Source organism: Streptomyces sp. LARHCF249 (genome assembly GCF_052871255.1).
Genome location: NZ_JBIXJQ010000010.1, coordinates 68,287 through 87,795, shown reverse-complemented (window position 1 = coordinate 87,795; position 19,509 = coordinate 68,287). Strand labels below are relative to the sequence as shown.

The 19,509-nt window shown below is 72.3% G+C and carries 23 protein-coding genes; 7 read left to right on the top strand and 16 right to left on the bottom strand.

Annotation, left to right across the window (positions count from 1 at the left end; genetic code table 11):
• Positions 1 to 244 precede the first annotated feature (244 nt).
• The gene (locus ACIPUC_RS27030) at positions 245 to 868 is read left to right on the top strand and encodes a hypothetical protein (RefSeq protein ID WP_446592763.1); all 624 of its coding nucleotides are present in this window, start codon (positions 245 to 247) and stop codon (positions 866 to 868) included.
• Positions 856 to 2,268, top strand: coding sequence for an FtsW/RodA/SpoVE family cell cycle protein (locus ACIPUC_RS27025; RefSeq protein WP_446592762.1), 1,413 nt, complete (start codon positions 856 to 858; stop codon positions 2,266 to 2,268). Before ACIPUC_RS27030 ends, ACIPUC_RS27025 begins: the two co-directional genes overlap by 13 nt.
• Positions 2,269 to 2,654: 386 nt before the next feature.
• On the opposite strand, the gene ACIPUC_RS27020 is transcribed toward ACIPUC_RS27025, so the two are convergent.
• Complete coding sequence (locus tag ACIPUC_RS27020) at positions 2,655 to 3,413, bottom strand: GntR family transcriptional regulator (RefSeq protein WP_446592761.1); 759 nt, start codon at positions 3,411 to 3,413, stop codon at positions 2,655 to 2,657.
• A 201-nt stretch (positions 3,414 to 3,614) separates the two neighbouring features.
• Between ACIPUC_RS27020 and ACIPUC_RS27015 the strand changes: the two genes are divergently transcribed.
• Together ACIPUC_RS27015 and ACIPUC_RS27010 are read left to right on the top strand one after the other, a co-directional pair.
• Complete coding sequence (locus tag ACIPUC_RS27015) at positions 3,615 to 3,779, top strand: hypothetical protein (protein ID WP_446592760.1); 165 nt, start codon at positions 3,615 to 3,617, stop codon at positions 3,777 to 3,779.
• On the top strand, positions 3,772 to 4,008 hold the full coding sequence (locus tag ACIPUC_RS27010; RefSeq protein WP_446592758.1) for a hypothetical protein: 237 nt from the start codon (positions 3,772 to 3,774) through the stop codon (positions 4,006 to 4,008). The genes ACIPUC_RS27015 and ACIPUC_RS27010 overlap by 8 nt, the downstream gene beginning before the upstream one ends.
• Position 4,009: 1 nt before the next feature.
• Here the strand turns inward: ACIPUC_RS27010 and ACIPUC_RS27005 are convergent, their stop codons facing one another.
• Entirely contained in the window at positions 4,010 to 4,606 is a 597-nt protein-coding gene (locus ACIPUC_RS27005) for a DUF2867 domain-containing protein (RefSeq protein WP_446593048.1), read from the bottom strand.
• A gap of 97 nt (positions 4,607 to 4,703) precedes the next feature.
• Between ACIPUC_RS27005 and ACIPUC_RS27000 the strand changes: the two genes are divergently transcribed.
• Positions 4,704 to 5,264, top strand: a complete 561-nt coding sequence (locus ACIPUC_RS27000) for a TetR/AcrR family transcriptional regulator (protein ID WP_446592757.1) — start codon at positions 4,704 to 4,706, stop codon at positions 5,262 to 5,264.
• 6 nt (positions 5,265 to 5,270) lie between these two features.
• Here the strand turns inward: ACIPUC_RS27000 and ACIPUC_RS26995 are convergent, their stop codons facing one another.
• A complete protein-coding gene (locus tag ACIPUC_RS26995; protein ID WP_446592755.1) occupies positions 5,271 to 6,134 on the bottom strand; it encodes a polysaccharide deacetylase family protein in 864 nt (287 codons plus the stop codon).
• The gene (locus tag ACIPUC_RS26990; protein ID WP_446592753.1) at positions 6,131 to 7,081 is read right to left on the bottom strand and encodes a polysaccharide deacetylase family protein; all 951 of its coding nucleotides are present in this window, start codon (positions 7,079 to 7,081) and stop codon (positions 6,131 to 6,133) included. Before ACIPUC_RS26990 ends, ACIPUC_RS26995 begins: the two co-directional genes overlap by 4 nt.
• A gap of 120 nt (positions 7,082 to 7,201) precedes the next feature.
• On the opposite strand from ACIPUC_RS26990, the gene ACIPUC_RS26985 reads away from it, so the two are divergent.
• Positions 7,202 to 8,398 carry a class I SAM-dependent methyltransferase gene (locus ACIPUC_RS26985; RefSeq protein ID WP_446592752.1) on the top strand — a complete coding sequence of 399 codons (1,197 nt, stop codon included), beginning with the start codon at positions 7,202 to 7,204 and terminating at the stop codon, positions 8,396 to 8,398.
• Between the two features lie 38 nt (positions 8,399 to 8,436).
• On the opposite strand, the gene ACIPUC_RS26980 is transcribed toward ACIPUC_RS26985, so the two are convergent.
• From ACIPUC_RS26980 to tsaB, 5 genes are read right to left on the bottom strand one after another with little or no spacing between them, the layout of a single operon-like run.
• A complete protein-coding gene (locus tag ACIPUC_RS26980; RefSeq protein WP_446592751.1) occupies positions 8,437 to 9,081 on the bottom strand; it encodes a hypothetical protein in 645 nt (214 codons plus the stop codon).
• A 43-nt stretch (positions 9,082 to 9,124) separates the two neighbouring features.
• Positions 9,125 to 9,391 carry a hypothetical protein gene (locus tag ACIPUC_RS26975; protein WP_446592750.1) on the bottom strand — a complete coding sequence of 89 codons (267 nt, stop codon included), beginning with the start codon at positions 9,389 to 9,391 and terminating at the stop codon, positions 9,125 to 9,127.
• Complete coding sequence (gene tsaD, locus ACIPUC_RS26970; RefSeq protein ID WP_446592749.1) at positions 9,388 to 10,533, bottom strand: tRNA (adenosine(37)-N6)-threonylcarbamoyltransferase complex transferase subunit TsaD; 1,146 nt, start codon at positions 10,531 to 10,533, stop codon at positions 9,388 to 9,390. The genes ACIPUC_RS26975 and tsaD overlap by 4 nt, the downstream gene beginning before the upstream one ends.
• On the bottom strand, positions 10,526 to 11,005 hold the full coding sequence (rimI, locus tag ACIPUC_RS26965; RefSeq protein WP_384228701.1) for a ribosomal protein S18-alanine N-acetyltransferase: 480 nt from the start codon (positions 11,003 to 11,005) through the stop codon (positions 10,526 to 10,528). Before rimI ends, tsaD begins: the two co-directional genes overlap by 8 nt.
• 20 nt (positions 11,006 to 11,025) lie before the next feature.
• Positions 11,026 to 11,703, bottom strand: a complete 678-nt coding sequence (tsaB, locus tag ACIPUC_RS26960; RefSeq protein WP_446592748.1) for a tRNA (adenosine(37)-N6)-threonylcarbamoyltransferase complex dimerization subunit type 1 TsaB — start codon at positions 11,701 to 11,703, stop codon at positions 11,026 to 11,028.
• A gap of 107 nt (positions 11,704 to 11,810) precedes the next feature.
• On the opposite strand from tsaB, the gene ACIPUC_RS26955 reads away from it, so the two are divergent.
• Positions 11,811 to 12,368: a hypothetical protein gene (locus ACIPUC_RS26955; RefSeq protein WP_446592746.1), complete on the top strand. Its 558-nt coding sequence runs from the start codon at positions 11,811 to 11,813 to the stop codon at positions 12,366 to 12,368.
• A gap of 63 nt (positions 12,369 to 12,431) precedes the next feature.
• On the opposite strand, the gene ACIPUC_RS26950 is transcribed toward ACIPUC_RS26955, so the two are convergent.
• The 7 genes from ACIPUC_RS26950 to glmS all read right to left on the bottom strand — a co-directional run bounded on the left by ACIPUC_RS26950 (position 12,432) and on the right by glmS (position 19,414).
• Positions 12,432 to 12,617, bottom strand: a complete 186-nt coding sequence (locus tag ACIPUC_RS26950; RefSeq protein ID WP_446592745.1) for a hypothetical protein — start codon at positions 12,615 to 12,617, stop codon at positions 12,432 to 12,434.
• Positions 12,618 to 12,757: 140 nt separating this feature from the next.
• Positions 12,758 to 13,324 (bottom strand): tRNA (adenosine(37)-N6)-threonylcarbamoyltransferase complex ATPase subunit type 1 TsaE, encoded by a 567-nt coding sequence (tsaE, locus tag ACIPUC_RS26945; protein ID WP_446592744.1) that lies wholly within the window; start codon positions 13,322 to 13,324, stop codon positions 12,758 to 12,760.
• On the bottom strand, positions 13,275 to 14,465 hold the full coding sequence (locus tag ACIPUC_RS26940; protein WP_446592743.1) for an alpha/beta fold hydrolase: 1,191 nt from the start codon (positions 14,463 to 14,465) through the stop codon (positions 13,275 to 13,277). The genes tsaE and ACIPUC_RS26940 overlap by 50 nt, the downstream gene beginning before the upstream one ends.
• 19 nt (positions 14,466 to 14,484) lie before the next feature.
• The gene (alr, locus tag ACIPUC_RS26935) at positions 14,485 to 15,621 is read right to left on the bottom strand and encodes an alanine racemase (protein WP_446592742.1); all 1,137 of its coding nucleotides are present in this window, start codon (positions 15,619 to 15,621) and stop codon (positions 14,485 to 14,487) included.
• 75 nt (positions 15,622 to 15,696) lie between these two features.
• On the bottom strand, positions 15,697 to 17,091 hold the full coding sequence (locus tag ACIPUC_RS26930; RefSeq protein WP_446592741.1) for an NAD(P)H-hydrate epimerase: 1,395 nt from the start codon (positions 17,089 to 17,091) through the stop codon (positions 15,697 to 15,699).
• A 36-nt stretch (positions 17,092 to 17,127) separates the two neighbouring features.
• Positions 17,128 to 17,538, bottom strand: a complete 411-nt coding sequence (locus tag ACIPUC_RS26925; protein WP_446592740.1) for a holo-ACP synthase — start codon at positions 17,536 to 17,538, stop codon at positions 17,128 to 17,130.
• A 28-nt stretch (positions 17,539 to 17,566) separates the two neighbouring features.
• Positions 17,567 to 19,414 carry a glutamine--fructose-6-phosphate transaminase (isomerizing) gene (glmS, locus tag ACIPUC_RS26920; protein ID WP_446592739.1) on the bottom strand — a complete coding sequence of 616 codons (1,848 nt, stop codon included), beginning with the start codon at positions 19,412 to 19,414 and terminating at the stop codon, positions 17,567 to 17,569.
• Positions 19,415 to 19,509: the final 95 nt, after the last annotated feature.

Here is a 19,509-nt window from a genome sequence, read left to right as displayed (position 1 = left end):
CCTTCGGAGATCCGGGGTTAACTGTCTGAGGTGGCGACCAGGTCGATCCGTCGTCGCGGGTGCCGGATCTGCCTGTCGCTGTGTTGGCACTCACCAGTGGCGAGTGCCAGGTGCGAGACTATTCCGGCGATTAGCACTCGGTCAAGCGGAGTGCCAATTCCCGACGGTTGGCGTTGCGCGGAGCGGCCCCCCGAAACCCCCGAAACCCCGGCGCACGGGCGTTCGATCTCATTACTCTCCGGTCATGACCAGGACAAACTCCGGCATGCGCCGGCGGTACGGCATCCCGATCGCGGTCGGCCTCGCGGCCGGGATCTACATGCTGTCGAACGCCGTGCCGCGGCTCGCCGCCCAGGCGGCCGGGGTGGAGGGCGCCTTCCACGCCGCGCGGTGTGCGGAGGAGCGGGACTCGGACGGGGACCTGCACTGGATGTGCGAAGGCTCCTTCGCGGCGGGCAACGGCTCGTTCACGATCCCCCGGGTCGAGGTCGACACCGCGTTCGACACCCGTCCGGACGGACCGCAGCCCGCCTTCGTCCTCGGCCCGTCCGCCGGCACGGCCGTGCGGCCCGGCGTCCTGGTGTGGCTGGGGCCCGGGGCGGTGGGGGTGCTCTCCCTCGCCTTTCCCGTGTGGGCGGCCTGCCGGGTCGTGAAGCGAAGGAACCATGGGGAGGGCATCAACGTCGTAGATGATATGAAGATAAAGCGCCTCATTGCCGAGCAGATCGGGCCGAAGGCCCCTCCGAGCCCGAGCGCACCAGGCGCCGCTTCCCCCTCGCCCTCGCCCTCACCCTCAGTGGGGGCGCAGTCCGCGCCTCCCGTGTCCCCCGCCCCCACGGACGGTGGCGGCATCCCGTGCGCGGACTGAAACCCCTGACGCCGGCGGGTTCGCGCCGCCGCACCGAGGCGCTGCTGCTCGTCCTCGTCGTCGGCATCGCCGTCTTCGGCCACGCCAACGCCGGCCTCGCCATGAACGGCGAGCTGCCGCCCAACCTCACCGGCTTCACGATCAGCATGACGCTGCTCTCGCTGGTCGGGCACCTGGGCATCCGCCGGTTCGCGGCGTACGCGGACCCGCTGATCTTCCCGCTGGCCATGCTGCTGACGGGGCTGGGGCTGGTGCTGATCCACCGGCTCGACCAGGGGTACATCGAGCGGTACAACTCGGACGCGAACGCTCCGGGCCAGCTGATGTGGACGGTGGTCGGCGTCGCCGCGTGCCTCCTGGTGGTGGCGCTGCTGCGCGACCACCGGCTGCTGCAGCGGTTCATCTACCTCACGATGGCCGTCGCGCTGGTGCTGCTGATCGCGCCGGCGTTCTTCGGCGCGGACACGTACGGCGCGAAGCGGTGGATCATCCTGTTCGGGTTCTCGCTGCAGCCCGGCGAGTTCGTGAAGATCATGATCGCGATCTTCTTCGCGGGCTATCTGGTGATCCACCGGGACTCGCTGGCCCTGACGGGCCGCAAGTTCCTCGGCATGCGGATGCCCCCGATGCGCCAGCTGGGGCCGATCATCACGGTGTGGATCGTGTCGATGCTGGTGCTGGTCTTCGAGCGCGACCTGGGTACGTCGCTGATCTTCTTCGGCGTCTTCGTGGTGATGCTGTACGTGGCCACCGAGCGCACCAGCTGGATCGTGTGCGGCCTGTTCATGGCGGCGGCGGGCGCCTTCGCGGTGGGCTCGACGGAGCCGCACGTCAAGGCGCGCGTGGCGGCGTGGCTCGACCCGCTGTCGTACTACTGGGCGACCCCGCCGCCGGGCGTCACCTCGGACCAGTCGGCGCAGGCGCTGTTCAGCTTCGGCACGGGCGGCATGTCCGGCACCGGCCTCGGCATGGGCCACCCGGAGCTGATCAAGTTCGCGGGCCGCAGCGACTTCATCCTGACGACGGTCGGCGAGGAACTCGGCCTGGCCGGGGTCATGGCGGTGCTGATCCTGTACGCGCTCCTCGTGCAGCGGGGGCTCCGGATGGCCCTCGGCGCCCGCGACCCCTTCGGCAAACTGCTGGCGGTGGGCCTGGCCTCGGCGCTGGCCCTCCAGGTCTTCGTGGTCGCCGGCGGCGTCACGGGCCTGATCCCCCTGACGGGCAAGGCCCTGCCGTTCCTGGCCAAGGGCGGCTCGTCCCTCCTGGCCAACTGGATCATGATCGCCCTGCTGCTCCGCATCAGCGACAGCGCGGAACGCCAACGCCAGGCGGACGCGAGGGGCCCGGTGGAAACGACGATCACGCCGGTCGTGTCGGGGGTTCGGGCGGGAGCCCCCTGAGCGGCATCAGGGAGGGTTTGGGGGCTTCCCGGCAGTCTCATCGTCTCCCCGGTTCGGGCCGGTCCCTCAAGGGCGCTCCTCCGTCGCGTCGCTCCGCGATGGCCTCCAGCCATCCTTGACCGACCGTCCCGAACCGGACATACGAAGACTGCCGGGAAGCCCCCAAAAGAACGGCGCGGGGGGGACGGATGGGCACGCGGGGAGATCAGGGATGGGCCGCCCGGTTTCCGGTGGACGCAACAGATCGCTACGCGCTTCTCGGTGACCGCGTCCGGCGGCCGTCTGGGGCTGGTCATAAGCCGCCACAGATCGCTGCGCGCTTTTGGATGCCGGCGTCCGCGGCTGTCTGGGGACGGTGACTTGATGGATCAGCGCCCAGGTCGGCATCAAGCGTCGAAGTCGTACTCCAGGACGTAGGAAGCGGAGTCAAGCGTCATTTCGTTGACCTCGACAGCCCGGCCGCCTTCGGCGAACGCGGTGCGGACGATCTGGATGACCGGGGTGCCCATCGCGAGCGCGAGGCGCTCGGCCTCGGCCGTCGACGGCATGCGGGAGCGGATCTCCTCGCGGAAGTGGACTGGCTTGTGGCCCAGTTCGGCCAGACGCGCGTACGTCCCGCCAGGGCCGGAGTCGACCTGGGTGATCGCGGATTCGGAGACGACGTCGGCGGGCAGATGGGACGTCGCGAACAACACCGGCTTGCCGTCGAGCACGAAGCGGCGGCCGCGCACCCAGACCGGGGTACCGGGCGGGACGCCGAGGGCGTCGGCGACGCGATCGCTCGCCGTCTCTTCGCGTACCTCGATCTGATCGACGACGAGTTCGCGGTCTTCGGTGTCGGCGGACCAGATGGACCGGCCCGAGCCCCACTGCTCCTGCGCCAACCGCTGGACGCCGCGCCGCCGCAAGGGCCTGAAGGCCCGGACGAAGACCCCGGCACCCTTCCGCGCCTCCGTGAGGCCTTCGTTCTGGAGTACGGCGAGGGCCTGACGTGCGGTCATCCGGGCGACGTCGTAGGTGGCCATGAGGTCGTTCTCGCCCGGCAGGCGGTCGCCCGGGCCGTACTCGCCCGCTTGGATAGCCGTCCTCAGCGCATCCGCGATCCGCTGGTACTTCGGCTGACGGGCGCTGCCCTGGCTGGTCATGAACCGATCACTCCTTCTCCTCTCTAGACACCCTAGAGCCCGAGGTGTGCCCCCGCACGTACCAACGTGGGGGCCTATCCAGCAGGGACCAAGGACCTCACATCTCTAGAGATGCATTGACGAATCGAGTCGAATCCGCTGCAATGAAGTCCTCTCTAGAGAGGCTGCTTGAAGTGGTCTCACGACTGAGGAGTGATACCGATGGGTCGGATTCACTGCGCCCGCGACGTACTCGTCATCGACCCCGACGACGCCACCCCGGCGGGGGTGATTGCGGTGCTGGGACACGGCTCGGATCTGCTCGACCGGGCGCTGGCCGGCTGGGAGCGGTTCCTCGTTTCGTTCGAGGGTGTGACCGATGAGTGAGCGCCACGGGTACGTGCCGCATCGGCTCTTGCGCCGCCGTGTCCGCGATGTCGCATCCGGCGCCGAGGGCGAGCTGATGGCCGTGATCAACGAGAACGTCTCGGACTCCGCCGTGCGCGAGCACTGGATGGAGCTGGCCTACATCCGCGGCGCCTCCGGTCGTGAATTCACCACCGCTGTCGGCAACATCGAGTCCGTCGGCACACCGCCCCGCCCGCCCGGGGCGTGACCTAGCCGCCGGTGCGGGAGTCGGAGGCGGCCCGCCATTCGCGGCCGATGCCCCGCATCAGGGCCGGGTACACCCCCAGGTAGCGGAAGGGCTTGATGGCCGCCATGTACGCGGCGCCCAGGAAGCCGTTCGGCTTGACCAGGACGGCCATCTGGCCGCGGTAGCCGCCGGAGCCGTCCGGGACCCAGCCGATGTGCATCACGCCGTGCACGGTCTTGTTGGCCATCTCCGCCACCCACTCGTCGTGCGTCTGGTAGACGGACGTGAACGGGACCGAGTCGAGGTCCGGCCCGCGCGGGCCCTCGCGGAGGTCCGCCGGCAGGCGGTCGCGCAGCGTCGGCACCCGGCCGCCGATGCCGTCGGTGGGCTCGTCCAGGCCGAGCAGTGCCCCGAGCTTCCAGCGGATCGCGAAGAGCATGCGCCCCACCCGTGACGGGGCGGGGTCCCCCTTGCCGTGCGCGAACTGGTGCACGAGCCGCTCGAGGTCGTCGGGGCCGCCCGGCGTCGGGAGCGCCCACACGTCCTCGAGCTGGAAGTCGCCGGCGATCTCGTGGATCCGCCAGGGACGGCCGGTGTGCGCGGTCTTGGGCAGTCTCATCGTCAAGCCCCCGTCTATACGATGCCGTATAGAAGAAGGCTAGCACCCAGATATACGGCGCCGTATAGATCACGGCGGACGTGAGCGGAGACACAGCATGGGCACGACCCGCACGCCGCGCGGCACGTGGATCGAGGAGGGGTTGCGCGCGCTCGCCTCGGGCGGCCCGGAGGCCGTCCGGATCGAGTCGCTGGCGCAAGCACTCGGCGTCAGCAAGGGCGGCTTCTACGGGTACTTCGGCAACCGTGGCGCCCTCCTCACCGAAATGCTCGACACCTGGGAGCGCGACGTCACCGAGGCGGTGATCGAGCAGGTCGAGGGCGCAGGCGGGGACGCCAGGGCGAAGCTGGAGCGATTGTTCGCGATCGCCTCGTCCGGCGCGGACGGGCCGGCGACGGGCGTCGCGGCCGAGCTCGCGATCCGCGACTGGGCCCGGCGCGACGAGGCCGTCGCGCAGCGCCTGCGGCGCGTCGACAACCGGCGCATGGACTACCTGCGCTCGCTGTTCGGCGCGATCTGCACGGACGCGGACGAGGTCGAGGTCCGCTGCATGCTCACCTTCTCCGTGCGGATCGGCGAGTACTTCATCGCCGCCGAGCACAGCGGTCGCAGCCGGGCGGAAATGATGGAGCTGACCAAGAGCTGGCTGCTGCGGTAGCCGGGACTACAGGTAGTCCTCCAGGCGGCCTATGCGGTAGCCCTGGTCCTGGATGCGCTGGAGCATGCGCGTCGTCATCTGGGTCTCCGTCGAGCCCTTGAGCTCTGCGGGGCCGCGGAAGTGGGCCAGGATGATGTCGCCCGGTTTGAGGGCGGATCCCTCGGCGTACTGGAAGTTGCTGATCTGCATCGAGACCCGCCACATCACCAGGGACGAGACTCCGCACTCCGAGGCGGCCCGGAGGGTGTCGTCGTTGTAGTTGCCGAAGGGCGGGCGGAAGAGCGGCGGGCGCTGGCCGAAGCGCTTCTCCAGGCGTTCCTGCTGGCCGCATATCTGGTGCTTCTGCGCCTCGTAGGAGAGCGTCCGCAGGTTCGGGTGCGTCAGGGTGTGGTTGTTTATCGTGCTCCGCGAGCCGTTGTCGCGCAGCTGCTCGAAGTGGCCGTAGTCCGACGAAGCCACGCTGTCCGTCAGGAACATGCTGATCGGCAGCTTCAGGTCGGCCGCCATCTTCAGGAACTCGGGGTCCTTTTCCGCGCCGTCGTCGAAGGTCAGGAAGACGACCTTGTCGTCCGCCGCGACGGGTATTCGGTCTATCACCGGGACCTTGCCCGGGGCCGCCTTCGGGATCTGCGGCTTCTGGGCGGGCTTCGGCGCGTACTGGACGGGGCCCGTCAGCCCCCACTTGCGGTACGCCTCGTCCGAGGGAGCGGATGCGGAGGGCGGGGCAGGGGCCTGCGGAGTCCCCTGCGTCGCCTTCGGCTTGGGCCCCAGCCGCTCCGTGTGGTCCGCGCCGTCCCCGCACCCCGTCAGGGACAGCGCGAGCGCGCCGGCCGCCAGCGATCCGGCTACCAACCGGCGCGCGTGCTTCACAGATAGTCCTCCAGGCGAGCCACGGCGTACCCCTTGTCCGTGACGGTCTTCATGACATGACGGATCATGTCAGGCATCGTGCCCTTCCAGTCCTCCTTGCCCCGGAAATGCGTGAGGATGATGTCACCGGGGTGCAGATCGCGGTCCCATTCGCGGTACTCCAGGCGGTTCGGGAAGGCCTCCGCGTTCCACAGCGGCACCGCCTTGATCCCGCAGGACTTCGCCGCGCGCAGCGTGTCCTGGTTGTAGTTGCCGTACGGCGGCCGGAAGAGGGTCGGGCGCTTGCCGAACTGCTTCTGGATCGTGTCCTGCTGGCCGCAGATCTCCTCGCGCTGCTTCTCGTACGAGAGGCCGGGCATGTAGCGGTGGTTGAGCGTGTGGTTGTTCAGGGTGACGCCGGCGGCCTGCATCTCCTTGAAGTAGGGGTAGTTGTCCTTGACGATGTAGTCGCTGAGGAACGCCGTGTACGGGATCTTCAGCTCCTGCATCATCTTCAGGAACTCGGGGTCCTTCTCCGCGCCGTCGTCGACCGTCAGGAAGACGACCTTGTCCTCCGTGTCGATGGTGGTGAAGACCGGCGGGTACTCCTCCTGGTCCTCCACCTCGAAGCCGTCGCGCGTGGTGAGCTCGGGCTTCTCCTTCGGCGCCGCCGGAGCGGTGAGCGGGGTCTTGACCAGGCCCCACTTCTTCGCCGCCGCGATGCGCGCCTGCTGGGCGGCCTTGGCCTTCTCGGCGGCGCTGAGCGCGCCCGCCGCGCCCGCCTCGGCGCCCTTGGCCGCCTTCGCCTTCTCGGCCCTGTCCGGCGGGCCGGACTCCCCGGAGCCGCACGCCGTGCCGAGCGCGGCTACCAGCAGGGCGGCCGCGGCCACCCCGAACCGGCCGCGCGGACCCGCCGCGTACCGGTGACCCTGTTGCGTCTTATCTTCCTTTTGTCGGACTAGCTGCATAGCTGCGCATCCTGGCACCCGACACGCGGGCTCCCGGGAAGACACCGCGAGCGGAGTCCCACCTTCCACCGGCTGGCCCACACCCGCCGCGCGCCCCCGCGCGTCGCCGACAATGGACCCGTGACCCCCGAAGACTTCGCCGCCCTCCTCACCCCCGAGGGGCGCGCCCTCCTGGACTCGCTCCGCGACTACGACCCCGCCCAGGAGCTGGCCGTCGCCACCCGGCTGCGCCGCGAGCACCCCGCCGGACTGGTCTCCGCCGCGCTCGGGCAGGCCCGGCTCCGGCAGCGCGCGGTCGCGAAGTTCGGCGCCGAGGACGCCTTCCGCATGTACTTCACGCCCGGCGGCGGCGAGATGGCCACCCGGGCGTCCGTGGCCTCGTACCGCGCCGAGCGGCTCGCCGGCCTGGGCGTACGCAGCCTCGCCGACCTGTGCTGCGGCATCGGCGGGGACGCCCTGGCCCTGGCCCGGCTCGGCATCCGGGTGCTGGCGGTCGACCACGACCCGCTGACCGCCGCCGTCGCCCGCGCCAACGCCGAGGTGCTGGGGCTGGCGGACGTGATCGAGGTCCGGGAGGCGGATGTGACGGAGGTGGACACCTCGGGCTACGACGCCGTCTTCATCGACCCGGCCCGGCGCGGGGGACGCGGCCGGATCTTCGACCCGGAGTCCTACTCGCCGCCGCTCTCGTGGGCCGTCGAGACGGCCCGCAGCGCGAAGTACGCCGCCATCAAGATCGCCCCCGGGATCCCGCACGAGGCGGTCCCGGCCGAAGCCGAGGCCGAATGGATCTCCGACCAGGGGGACGTCAAGGAGGCGGTGCTCTGGTTCGGGACCTCGCCGGGGACCGTGCGCGCCACCCTGCTGCCCGGGCCGCGCGCCCTGCGGACCGCCGATCCGCTGCCCGACCCGCAGCCGGGTCCGGTCGGCCGCTGGCTCTACGAGCCCGACGGCGCCGTGATCCGCGCGCACCTCGTGGCCGAGGTCGCCGAACAGCTCGACGGCCGGCTGATCGACCCGACCATCGCGTACATCACCGCCGACGAGCTGCGCGCGACGCCGTACGCGACGGCGTACGAGATCACCGACGTACTGCCCTTCGGGCTGAAGAAGCTCAAGGCCCTGCTGCGCGAGCGCGGGGTGGGCGTCCTGACCGTGAAGAAGCGCGGCTCGGCCATCGAGCCGGAGGAGCTCCGCAAGAAGGTGAAGCCGCAGGGCCCGAACTCGGCGACCGTCTTCCTGACCCGCGTCGCGGGCGCCCCGTCCATGCTGATCGGCGCACCGGCCGTACCGCCTGCGGCGACGCCCGAGCAGTGAGGTGCCGTGCGGCCTGACCCGGTGGCGCCGCTGCCGGGCTAAGGCGAGGGCGAGGGCGAGGGCGAGGAAGGGGGCGAGCGGAACGCGCGTACGGCCCAGCGGTAGTGGGCGGCCGCCTTGGCGAGGCCCAGCAGCCCCGTGATCCACAGGATCTGGCCGATGCCCATGGTGTACGCGATCTCCCCGTACGTCGTGTCTCCCGGGCGGGCCGAGACCGCGGCGGCGAGGGCCACCCACAGCCCGAACGCGCCCAGTACGGACGAGGTCACCAGCCAGGTCAGGCTCCGCCCTGGCGCCCGGACGCGGGCGTCGGCGACCGGATCCCGGTCCGACTCCGCCCAGGCCTGCAGCAGTTGGCGCACCTGCCGGTCCCGCCGAGCGCCCCGGGCGAACCAGAACCCGGCCGGGATCAGCACGCCCGCGCCGAGCACGGCGAGGATGACGCCGTAGAGGTACGAGAACGGGTCGTGCTGCTCGAAGGCCATCCAGGCCATGCCGACGAAGGCCCAGCCGAGCACGAAGACGGCCGCCACGGCCCACAGGAGCAGCAACCGCCCCACGCCCAGGCTGCGCCGGCCCAGATCGCTCAGGAACCGTGCGCGGTCGGCCCGTACGGCGGCCTCGTCCAGCCAGGCGCGCAGGTGCGCGGGCGGCGGCGGAGGCGGCAGGTCGCGGCGAGGCATGCACATGACGATAGCCGCCGGGACCCGCCCGGGCCGGTCGGTCCTAGCCGACTTCGACCGACTCGAAACGCCAGCGGTGCACCGCCCGCGTGATCAAGTCGGCTGCGGGTTCGGGCAGTTCGGGCAGCTCCGCCGAAACCCCCTCGGGCGCCTCCCACCAGGTGATCACCAGCACCCGGTCCTGCGGGGCCCTGAACACCTCGCGGCGCACCGGCTCTCGGGCGAGGATCTGGGCGCGGGCCCACTCCAGCAGTTCGTTGCCCCGGCCGTCGGCGGCCCGGGCTTCCCACATCAGCGCGACGGTGGTCATGAGTAGAGGTTGTCCTTGCTCAGCTCGTGCACGTGGTCGTGGTCGTGGGAGTGTCCGTGTCCGTGTCCGTGGTCGTCGTCGTGGGAGTGTCCGTGGGACGTCCCCGGCACGTGCGGGTCCGTCACCGGCAGCGAGGAGTCCGCCGACAGGTCCCAGTCCGAGGCCGCCCGGTTCCGCTTGACCATCTCCGCGCCCAGCGCGGCCACCATCGCGCCGTTGTCCGTGCACAGCTTCGGCCGCGGCACCCGCAGGATGATCCCCGCGTCGTCGCACCGCTCCTGCGCCAGCGAGCGCAGCCGCGAGTTGGCCGCCACCCCGCCGCCGATCATCAGGTGGTCGACGCCCTCGTCCTTGCACGCCCGGATCGCCTTGCGCGTCAGCACGTCCACCACGGCCTCCTGGAAGGACGCCGCCACATCGCGCACCGGCACCTCCTCGCCCGCGTTCCGCTTCGCCTCGATCCAGCGGGCGACGGACGTCTTCAGACCGGAGAACGAGAAGTCGTACGCCGGGTCGCGCGGCCCCGTCAGCCCGCGCGGGAACGCGATCGCCTTCGGGTCGCCCTCGCGCGCGAGCCGGTCGATGACCGGGCCGCCGGGGAAGCCCAGCTGCAGCACGCGCGCGATCTTGTCGAAGGCCTCGCCGGCCGCGTCGTCGATGGTCGCGCCGAGCGGCCGGACGTCGGAGGTGATGTCGGGGGCCAGCAGCAGCGAGGAGTGCCCGCCCGACACCAGCAGCGCCATGGTCGGCTCCGGCAGCGGCCCGTGCTCCAGCTGGTCCACGCAGATGTGCGAGGCCAGGTGGTTCACGCCGTAGAGCGGCTTGCCCAGCGCGTACGCGTACGCCTTGGCCGCCGAGGTGCCCACCAGCAGCGCCCCCGCGAGGCCCGGCCCGGCCGTGACCGCGATGCCGTCGAGGTCGCGGGCGCTGACCCCGGCCTCCTTCAGGGCGCGTTCGATGGTGGGGACCATCGCCTCCAGGTGGGCGCGGGAGGCCACCTCGGGCACGACCCCGCCGAAGCGCGCGTGCTCGTCGACGCTCGACGCGACCGCGTCCGCGAGCAGGGTCGTGCCGCGGACGATGCCGACGCCGGTCTCGTCGCAGGAGGTCTCGATGCCGAGGACGAGAGGTTCGTCAGCCATTGCTCTCACTGCTCTCAGTTCGTGCTTGTGCGGGGTCGGTCAGTCGCATGACGAGCGCGTCGACGTTGCCGGGCTGGTAGTAGCCCCGCCGGAAGCCGATGGGCTCGAAGCCGAAGCGCTCGTAGAGCTTCTGGGCGCGGGTGTTGTCCACCCGTACCTCCAGCAGCACCTCGGCGCATTCGAACGCGGTGGCGGCGCGCAGCAGGTCGGTCAGGAGCCGGGCGCCGAGCCCGGTCCCCCACTGGTCGCGGGCGGCCGCGATGGTCTGTACGTCGGCCAGGTCGCCGGCGGCGGCCAGCCCGGCGTAGCCCACCAGCCGGCCCGAACCGTCCTCGGCGACGACGTAGCGCCGCGTGGCCTGCGGGCCGCGCGCGTGGGCCAGCTCGGACCAGAACATCGCGGCGGACCAGGCGTCGTCGGGGAACAGCTCGTGCTCCAGCTCCAGCACGGGCTCGATGTCCCACCAGCGCATTTCGCGCAGCGTGTGGGAGGTCACTGCGGGGTGACCACCTTGTAGTTCTTGGGCACCTGCGCGTCGGGCCGGCGCAGGTAGAGCGGGGTCGGGGGCAGGCCCTCGCTGTTTTCGAACGCCAGGCCCGCCGCCAGGCGCTCCGCCGCCAGCGAGACCAGTGCGGCGGCCGACTGGTGCTCGGGCCCGCGCGCGTCGGGGAAGACCTCGGGGTACAGCAGCGCGCCCTGGCCCACCGCCGGGAGCCCCGCGACCTGCTCGGCGATGTCGGCCGGGCGGTCCACGGCGGGCTCGCCGACCCGCGTGCGGGGGTCCTCGTAGCGCGCCCAGTAGACCTCCTTGCGCCGCGCGTCGGTGGCGACGACGAAGGGGCCCTCGATCCCGGCGGCCCCGGCGGCGTAGGCGAGCCCGTCGAGGGTGCACAGGCCGTACACGGGCACGCCCAGCACGGAGGCGAAGGTGGAGGCCGTGACGAGGCCGACGCGCAGCCCGGTGTAGGGGCCGGGGCCGACCCCGACGACGATGCCGGTGACGGCGTCGAGCTTCAGCCCCGCCTCTGCGAGCACCTGGTCCACGGAGGGCAGCAGCAGCTCCCCGTGGCGGCGGGCGTCGACCTGGTTCGACTCGGCGAGGACGGACTCGCCGTCGTGCAGGGCGACGGTGACGGCGGGCGTGGCGGTATCTACAGCGAGCAAGAGCACGCGAACAGCCTACGACTCCCCGGCCCCCGGCCTTTGCGGCCGGTTGCGGAGCGGGCCTGCTGCTACCTTTCGATCAGGCATCAGGCAGCGCGGAGAGGTGGAGCAAGGTGGCACGCAGCAGCTCGGGAATCGTGGCCGGGCTCACCGCCGCGGCACTCGCCGCGATCGGCTTCCTCGGCTACCAGGCGTCCGCCACCGCTCCCGAGCGGCCTCCGAAGGCCGCCGCGCAGGAGCCGGCTCCGGTCCCCAGCCCGGCCGCGGGCAAGCAGGACCCGTCGAAGCCGGTCCCGGTGCCGGAGGGCTCGGGCACCGGGGTGCGCGTCGTGTACTCGGTGGGCCAGAAGCGGGTGTGGCTGGTGGGCGACGCCGGTCAGGAGCCCAAGTCGTTCTCGGTGATGCCGAGCACGGTGCACCCCAAGGCGGGCAGCTACCTGGTGAGCTCGCGCTCGGGCGCGGTCACCGGCTCGGACGAGGTGCCGATCGAGCACGTCGTGCGGTTCACGAGCGTGGACGGCGTGGTGATCGGCTTCAGCGCCCGCGCGGACGGCGCGACGCCGGAGCCCGACCCGAACCGGAAGACCGGCGGCATCCGCATGACGAAGGCCGACGGCGACGCGATGTGGGCTTTCGCGACGATCAACTCGAAGGTCGTCGTCGTTCCCTGACGCCCTGACGCCCCGGCGCAGACCACCCGTACGTGCGACGGGGGCCGCGCCCCCGGGTAGACCCTAGGCCGCTTCGGACTCCGGAGCGGCCTGTTCGCGTACGCCGTCCTCCGCTCCCCCCTCGGCCGGCACGCGCACGAGGGCGGGCGGCGTCGAGACGGCGCTGGCGGCCGCGCCCGCGGCGAGCAGCGCCCCCATGGACACGGCGGACGGCCGGGGCTCGCGCTGCACTCCTGCTGGTGCCGACATGGCTGCCTCCTGAACCCCGGGACGCCGAACTTAGGCATGCCTAAGAAACTCTCGGTACCATGTCACCACGCGCCCCGCCGCGGGCGCAATATCTTGCCGACGAGTTGTCGGTACCTCGTGGGTTCCTACGTCCTCGCGCGCTACTCCGAGAGCGCCCCGGCCAGGGCGTCCAGCCCGGCCCCCTCGGCCCAGCGCGCCCCGATCCCGCGCACCGACACCTCCCGTACGTCGTCCAGGACCTCCTCGTGGCCGACCGCCCGGCCGATCACCACGTGCAGCCGGTCGTCGGAGAGCTCCTCCACCTTGCCGTCGCCCCATTCCACGACGACCACGGACTCGGGCAGCGAGACGTCGAGGTCCAGGTCCTCCATCTCGTCCAGCCCGCCGCCCAGCCGGTACGCGTCCACGTGCACCAGCGCCGGCCCGCCGGTCAGCGAGGGGTGTACGCGGGCGATCACGAAGGTCGGCGAGGTCACGGCCCCGCGCACGCCCAGCCCCTCGCCGAGCCCGCGGGTCAGCGTGGTCTTGCCCGCGCCGAGCTCGCCGGTCAGCAGGACGAGGTCGCCCGGGCGCAGCAGGCCGGCGAGCCTGCGGCCCAGCTCCCGCATGGCGTCGGGGGAGTCGATGGTGAGCCGGGTCTCGGATCCGGCGCCGGCCTCAGGTGCCGGTGCCTGGCTGCGCTGTGCTTCCAGCGGTACTTCTTCCATGCCCGCCAACGTTAGTCGCTGCGAGGGCGGGGACCGCCCCGGTGCGCGCCAGCAGCTCGGTCACCAGCCGCGTCACCGTCTCCGGGCGTTCCAGCATCATCAGGTGCCCGGTGGACTCCAGGATCACCAGCTCGGCGTCCGGCAGGGCCTCCTTGACGGCCATGCTGTGTCCGGGCGGGGTGATCATGTCGCTGTCCCCGGCGACGACGGTGACGGGGATGTCCGCGAACCGCTCGAGGGCCGCGGTCTTGTCGTGGGTCTGGAAGGCCGGGTAGAACTCGGCGACCACGTCGATCGGGGTGGCCTCGATGAGCCGCTCCGCGAAGCGCGCGACGCCCGGGTCCACGTCGCGGGAGCCGAACGAGTACATCTTGATCATGCCCGCGAAGAGGTCGGCGGTGGCCCGGCGGCCCTTCTCGACCAGTTCCACCTGCGAGCCGAGCGCCTTGAGCACGCCCGGCAGGAGCCGGCGTACGGCGCCCAGTCCGACGGACGGCAGCCCGTACGTCACCTCGTCGAGGCGGCCGCTGGAGGTGCCGACCAGGGCGACGCCGACGACGCGGTCGCGCACGAGGTCGGGGAACTGCTCCGCGAATCCCATGATGGTCATTCCGCCCATCGAGTGACCCACCAGGATCAGCGGGCCCTCGGGGGCGGCGGCGTCGATGACGGCCTTCAGGTCGCGGCCGAGCTGATCGATGGTGACCGGCTCGCCGTCCGCCTGGGCCAGGCCGCGGGCGCTGCGGCCGTGGCTGCGCTGGTCCCAGTAGACGGTACGGACCACTCCGCGCAGCGCGGCGCGCTGGAAGTGCCAGGAGTCCTGGCCGAGGCAGTAGCCGTGGCAGAAGACGACGGTCGCCCCGGGCGCGGGCTTGCGGCGCAGCCGGGACCGCGGCCGCTTGGTCTCCTCGGGGAGCTCGTCGACCTCGTAGTACAGCTCGGTGGCGTCCTCGGCCCGGCAGGTGCCCTGCGTGCCGCGCAGCGAGCCGTAGTCGCCGGCGACGTCGAGGGCCAGGCGCGCCTCGCGGCGCATGCCGCGCCCGACGGTGATCCGTTCGACGGCGACACCGGCCGCCGCGCCCGCCGCTATCACGCCGATGGCAGCGCCGGCCCAGCCGGCCTTGCGCCAGTTCTCGCTCACGCCGCCGCCCTCACTCCGCTCAGGCGCCCAGGTACACCCGGGGCACGCGCCCTCCGATACGGGTGACGATCTCATACGCGATGGTGTGCGCCGCTTGAGCCCAGTCCTCGGCGGTCGGCTCGCCGCGCTCCGCGTCCCCGAAGATGACGGCCTCGTCGCCGGCTTCCGCGCGGTCGCCGTCCAGGTCGACCACGAACTGGTCCATCGCGACACGCCCGGCGACGCGGCGGATCTTGCCGCCGACCAGCACCGGGCCGCGCCCGGAGGCGTGCCGCGGGATGCCGTCGGCGTAACCGGCCGGGACCAGCGCGAGGGTGGTCTCGGTCTCGGTGAGGTAGTGGTGCCCGTAGCTCACGCCGTGCCCGGCCGGGACCGTCTTGACCAGCGCGAGGGAGGCTTTGAGGGCCATGGCGGGCCGCAGGCCGAGCTGGGCCGGGGTGCCGAGTTCGGGCGCGGGCGAGACCCCGTAGACGGCCAGCCCGCAGCGCACCAGGTCGAAGTGGGACTCGGGCAGGGTGAGCGTCGCGGGCGAGTTGGCGATGTGCCGGACCTCGGGCTCCACGCCCTCCTTCTCGGCGTACGCGAGCATGTCGCGGAAGGCGCTGAGCTGGAGCTGGATGGACGGGTGACCGGGCTCGTCGGCGCAGGCGAAGTGCGACCAGAGGCCGGTGACCTTGACGCTTCCCTCGGCCTCGGCGGCGACGGCGGCCCCGACCAGCTCCGCCCAGTCGGCGGGCTGGCAGCCGTTGCGGCCGAGGCCGGTGTCGGCCTTGAGCTGGATGCGGGCGGTGCGGCCGGCGGCGCGGGCGGCGGCCCGTACCTCGTCCAGGGCCCACATCCCGCTGACGGACACGTCGATGCCGGCCTCGACGGCCTCCCGCCAGGGCCCGCCGGGGGTCCACAGCCAGCACATGACCCGGCCTTCGACGCCGGCGGCGCGCAGCGCGAGCGCCTCCTCGGGCGTGGCGGTCCCGATCCAGGTGGCACCGGCCTCCTGGGCGGCCTTGGCGCAGGCCAGGGCTCCGTGCCCGTAGGCGTCCGCCTTGACGACGGCCATCAGCCCGGCCCGGGGCGCCCGCTCGCGCAACGCGCGCACGTTCGCCCGTACGGCGTCCAGATCGATCTCGGCGTACACGCGCGTCGGTGTCTCGTTCATCCCGCACAGTCTCTCAGACGGCCCCGGTCCGGCTCCGCTGCTGGGCGGAGCCCCCGGCGGCGGAGCCGCACCCGATTACGGGCGGCGGGCCTCGCGCCACGCATCCGGCAAGGCGGCGGCCACGTCGTGGGCCAGCAGCGGCCCGCCGGTGCGCCTGGCCGCCAGGCCGTGGAGGTACGCCGCCACGGAACCGGCATCGCGGCAGGACAGCCCGGCCGCCAGCAGGGACCCGGCCAGACCCGACAGCACGTCACCGCTCCCCGCCGTGGCCAGCCACGGCGTGCCCGTCGGGTTCACCCGTACCGGCGATCCCCCGCCGGAGGCGACCAGGGTCGTCGAGCCCTTCAGCAGCACCGCCGCCCCGTACCGCTCCGCCAGCTTCCGTACGGCCCCCAGCCGCCCGGCCTCCACCGACTCCCGCGGAACCCCCAGCAGCGCCGCGGCCTCCCCCGCGTGCGGGGTCAGCAGGGTCGGGGCCGTCCGCACCCGCAGCACACCGGTGTCCAGCCCGCGCAGCCCGTCCGCGTCCACCAGCACCGGCACGTCCTGCGCCAGCAGCCCCGCGACCTCGCCGCCGCGCCCCTCGCCCAGCCCCGGCCCGACCACCCACGCCTGCACCCGGCCGGGACCGATCAGCGTCTCGGGGTACCGCGCGAGCACGGCCTCCGCCGCCGGCCCCACGTACCGCACCGCGCCCGCGCCGCCCCGCAGCGCCCCCGCCACTGCCAGTACGGCCGCTCCCGGGTACTGCAGGGACCCTGCGGCGATCCCGACGACGCCCCGCCGGTACTTGTCGCTCGACGCCGTCGGCACCGGCAGCAGCGCCGCGACGTCGGAGTGCTGCAGGGCTTCCGCGGCGGGGCGGCCGGGCAGCTCCAGGCCGATGTCCACCCGGTGCACCACTCCGGCCCGCGAGGCCCCCGGATCGATGAGCAGGCCCGGCTTGTACGCCCCGAAGGTGACCGTCACATCGGCGCTGACCGCCGGCCCCGACACCTCCCCGGTGTCCGCGTCCACCCCGCTCGGCAGGTCCACGGCGACCACCGGGACGCCCGGCGGAATCCGCTCCGCCAGCGCTGCCGCGGCCGGCCGCAGCCCGCCGCGGCCGCCGATCCCCAGCAGCCCGTCCACCACGAGGTCCGCCCGCTGCGGAACGGCCGCCTCCACCCGCCCCCCGGCGGCCCGCAGCGCGGCGAGCCCGCCCGCGTGCATCCGGCCGGGGTCCATCGGCACCGCCGTCACCCCGGCCCCGCGCCGGGCGAGCCGCGCTCCGGCGTAGAGCGCGTCGCCGCCGTTGTCGCCGGGCCCGACCAGCAGCACGATCCGGGACCCGTACACCCGTCCCGGCAGCCCCGCGCAGACGGCGGCCAGCCCGGCCGCCGCCCGCTGCATCAGGGCGCCTTCGGGCAGCCGTGCCATCAGCTCCCGCTCGGCGGCCCGTACGGTCTCCACGCTGTAAGCAGTACGCATGGCACCACCCTGCCCCAGGAGACCCCGCCGAGACGGCTATCCCTCGGCGATCACCACGGCCGACGCGACACCGGCGTCGTGGCTCAGCGAGATGTGCCAGGACTTCACGCCCAGCACCCGCGCCCGGTCCTCGACCGTGCCGGACACCCGCAGGCGGGGCTGCCCGGAGTCCTCCACGTACACCTCGGCGTCGGTCCACAGCAGCCCGCCGGGCGCGCCGAGCGCCTTGGCCAGGGCTTCCTTGGCCGCGAACCGGGCGGCGAGCGAGGCGATCCCGCGCCGCTCACCGCTCGGCAGCGTCAACTCGGTGTCGAGGAAGAGCCGCTGCGCCATGTTCGGCGTCCGCTCCAGCGCCGCGCCGAACCGCTCGATCTCCGCGACGTCGATCCCCACGCCGATAATCACAACGACAACCTCATCTACTCCACCGTCACCACTGCGCCCCATGGTCGGCGACCTGTTCCGCTCGCTTCGCTCACTCCACAGTCACCGACTTCGCGAGGTTACGCGGCTGGTCCACCTCGTTCCCGCGCGCCGTCGCCAGCTCGCACGCGAAGACCTGCAACGGCACCGCCGCCACCAGCGGCTGGAGCAGCGTCGGCGTGGCCGGGATCCGGATCAGGTGGTCGGCGTACGGGACGACCGCCTCGTCGCCCTCCTCCGCGATGACGATGGTCCGTGCCCCGCGCGCCCGGATCTCCTGGATGTTCGACACGATCTTGTCGTGGAGCACCGACCGCCCGCGCGGCGACGGGACGACCACCACCACCGGCAGGTCCTGCTCGATCAGCGCGATCGGCCCGTGCTTGAGCTCGCCCGCCGCGAAGCCCTCGGCGTGCATGTACGCCAGCTCCTTGAGCTTGAGCGCGCCCTCCAGCGCCACCGGGTACCCGACGTGCCGGCCCAGGAACAGGACGGTGTTCTTGTCGGCGAGGGACCGCGCGAGCTCCCGTACCGGCTCCATCGTCTCCAGTACGGTGTCCACCGCCGCCGCGATGTCCGACAGCTCCCGGATCACCGCCTGGATCTCGTCGCCCCACTTGGTGCCCCGTACCTGCCCGAGGTACAGCGCCACGAGGTAGCAGGCCACGAGCTGCGTCAGGAACGCCTTCGTGGAGGCCACCGCCACCTCCGGGCCCGCATGCGTGTAGAGCACCGCATCCGACTCCCGCGGAATGGTCGACCCGTTCGTATTGCAGATGGCCAGCACCTTGGCGCCCTGCTCGCGCGCGTGCCGCAGCGCCATCAGGGTGTCCATGGTCTCGCCGGACTGCGAGATCGCGACCACCAGCGTCCGCTGGTCCAGGATCGGGTCGCGGTAGCGGAATTCGCTGGCCAGCTCCGTCTCGCACGGGATGCGGGTCCAGTGCTCGATGGCCAGCTTCGCGATCATGCCCGCGTGGTACGCCGTACCGCACGCCACGATCACGACCTTGTCGACCTCCCTGAGCACCGAGGCGGGGATGCGCACCTCGTCCAGGGTCAGCGAACCGCTCGCGTCGATCCTGCCCAGGAGGGTGTCGGCGACAGCCTTCGGCTGCTCGGCGATCTCCTTGAGCATGAAGTAGTCATAACCCCCCTTCTCGGCCGCCGAGGCGTCCCAGTCCACGTGGTACGCCCGCACGGTGGCGATCGACCCGTCGAAGTTGGTCACCGTCACCCCGTCGCGGCGGAGCTCGACGACCTGGTCCTGCCCCAGCTCGATCGCGGCCCGGGTGTGGGCGATGAACGCGGCCACGTCCGAGGCGAGGAAGTTCTCCCCCTCCCCAACGCCCACCACCAGGGGCGAGTTCCGGCGCGCGCCGACCACCACGTCCGGCGCGTCGGCGTGCACCGCGACGAGCGTGAAGGCGCCCTCCAGCCGCCGGCACACCTGCCGCATCGCGGCCGCCAGGTCTCCGCCGGCCGCGTACTCCTCGGCGAGCAGGTGCGCCACCACTTCGGTGTCCGTCTCGGACTCCAGCCGGTGCCCGCGCTCGGCGAGTTCGGCGCGCAGCACGGCGAAGTTCTCGATGATGCCGTTGTGCACGACCGCCACCCGCCCGGAGTTGTCCAGGTGGGGATGGGCGTTGACGTCGGTCGGCCCGCCGTGGGTGGCCCACCGGGTGTGCCCCAGCCCGGTGGAGCCGGCCGGCAGCGGGTTGCCGACGAGCTCCTTCTCCAGATTGACGAGCTTGCCGGCCTTCTTGGCGGCGGCCAGTTCCCCGTCGGAGAGCACGGCGACGCCCGCCGAGTCGTAGCCGCGGTACTCCAGTCGCTTGAGTCCGGCGATGACCACATCGAGCGCCGACTGCGCTCCCACGTAACCCACGATTCCGCACATAGGGCCGCAGCGTACGCCGAAGTCGAGCTCCTGCCCCGTACCCGGACGAGAAGAACCCCGCCCCGGCGAATGTGCCGGAGCGGGGTTGACGCCCG

Excerpts from the sequence above, each read along its gene's own strand:
- ACIPUC_RS27020 (WP_446592761.1), bottom strand. The coding sequence starts at position 3,413 with ATGACCAGCCAGGGCAGCGCCCGTCAGCCGAAGTACCAGCGGATCGCG.
- ACIPUC_RS27030 (WP_446592763.1), top strand. The coding sequence starts at position 245 with ATGACCAGGACAAACTCCGGCATGCGCCGGCGGTACGGCATCCCGATC.
- ACIPUC_RS26980 (WP_446592751.1), bottom strand. The coding sequence starts at position 9,081 with ATGCCTCGCCGCGACCTGCCGCCTCCGCCGCCGCCCGCGCACCTGCGC.
- tsaE (WP_446592744.1), bottom strand. The coding sequence starts at position 13,324 with ATGGAAGAAGTACCGCTGGAAGCACAGCGCAGCCAGGCACCGGCACCT.
- ACIPUC_RS26990 (WP_446592753.1), bottom strand. The coding sequence starts at position 7,081 with ATGCAGCTAGTCCGACAAAAGGAAGATAAGACGCAACAGGGTCACCGG.
- tsaD (WP_446592749.1), bottom strand. The coding sequence starts at position 10,533 with ATGGCTGACGAACCTCTCGTCCTCGGCATCGAGACCTCCTGCGACGAG.
- ACIPUC_RS27015 (WP_446592760.1), top strand. The coding sequence starts at position 3,615 with ATGGGTCGGATTCACTGCGCCCGCGACGTACTCGTCATCGACCCCGAC.
- ACIPUC_RS26930 (WP_446592741.1), bottom strand. The coding sequence starts at position 17,091 with ATGCGTACTGCTTACAGCGTGGAGACCGTACGGGCCGCCGAGCGGGAG.
- rimI (WP_384228701.1), bottom strand. The coding sequence starts at position 11,005 with ATGCGCTGGTGGGACATCGAGCCCGTGCTGGAGCTGGAGCACGAGCTG.
- ACIPUC_RS27000 (WP_446592757.1), top strand. The coding sequence starts at position 4,704 with ATGGGCACGACCCGCACGCCGCGCGGCACGTGGATCGAGGAGGGGTTG.
- alr (WP_446592742.1), bottom strand. The coding sequence starts at position 15,621 with ATGAACGAGACACCGACGCGCGTGTACGCCGAGATCGATCTGGACGCC.
- glmS (WP_446592739.1), bottom strand. The coding sequence starts at position 19,414 with ATGTGCGGAATCGTGGGTTACGTGGGAGCGCAGTCGGCGCTCGATGTG.
- ACIPUC_RS27005 (WP_446593048.1), bottom strand. The coding sequence starts at position 4,606 with ATGAGACTGCCCAAGACCGCGCACACCGGCCGTCCCTGGCGGATCCAC.
- ACIPUC_RS26975 (WP_446592750.1), bottom strand. The coding sequence starts at position 9,391 with ATGACCACCGTCGCGCTGATGTGGGAAGCCCGGGCCGCCGACGGCCGG.
- ACIPUC_RS26925 (WP_446592740.1), bottom strand. The coding sequence starts at position 17,538 with ATGGGGCGCAGTGGTGACGGTGGAGTAGATGAGGTTGTCGTTGTGATT.
- ACIPUC_RS26950 (WP_446592745.1), bottom strand. The coding sequence starts at position 12,617 with ATGTCGGCACCAGCAGGAGTGCAGCGCGAGCCCCGGCCGTCCGCCGTG.
- ACIPUC_RS27010 (WP_446592758.1), top strand. The coding sequence starts at position 3,772 with ATGAGTGAGCGCCACGGGTACGTGCCGCATCGGCTCTTGCGCCGCCGT.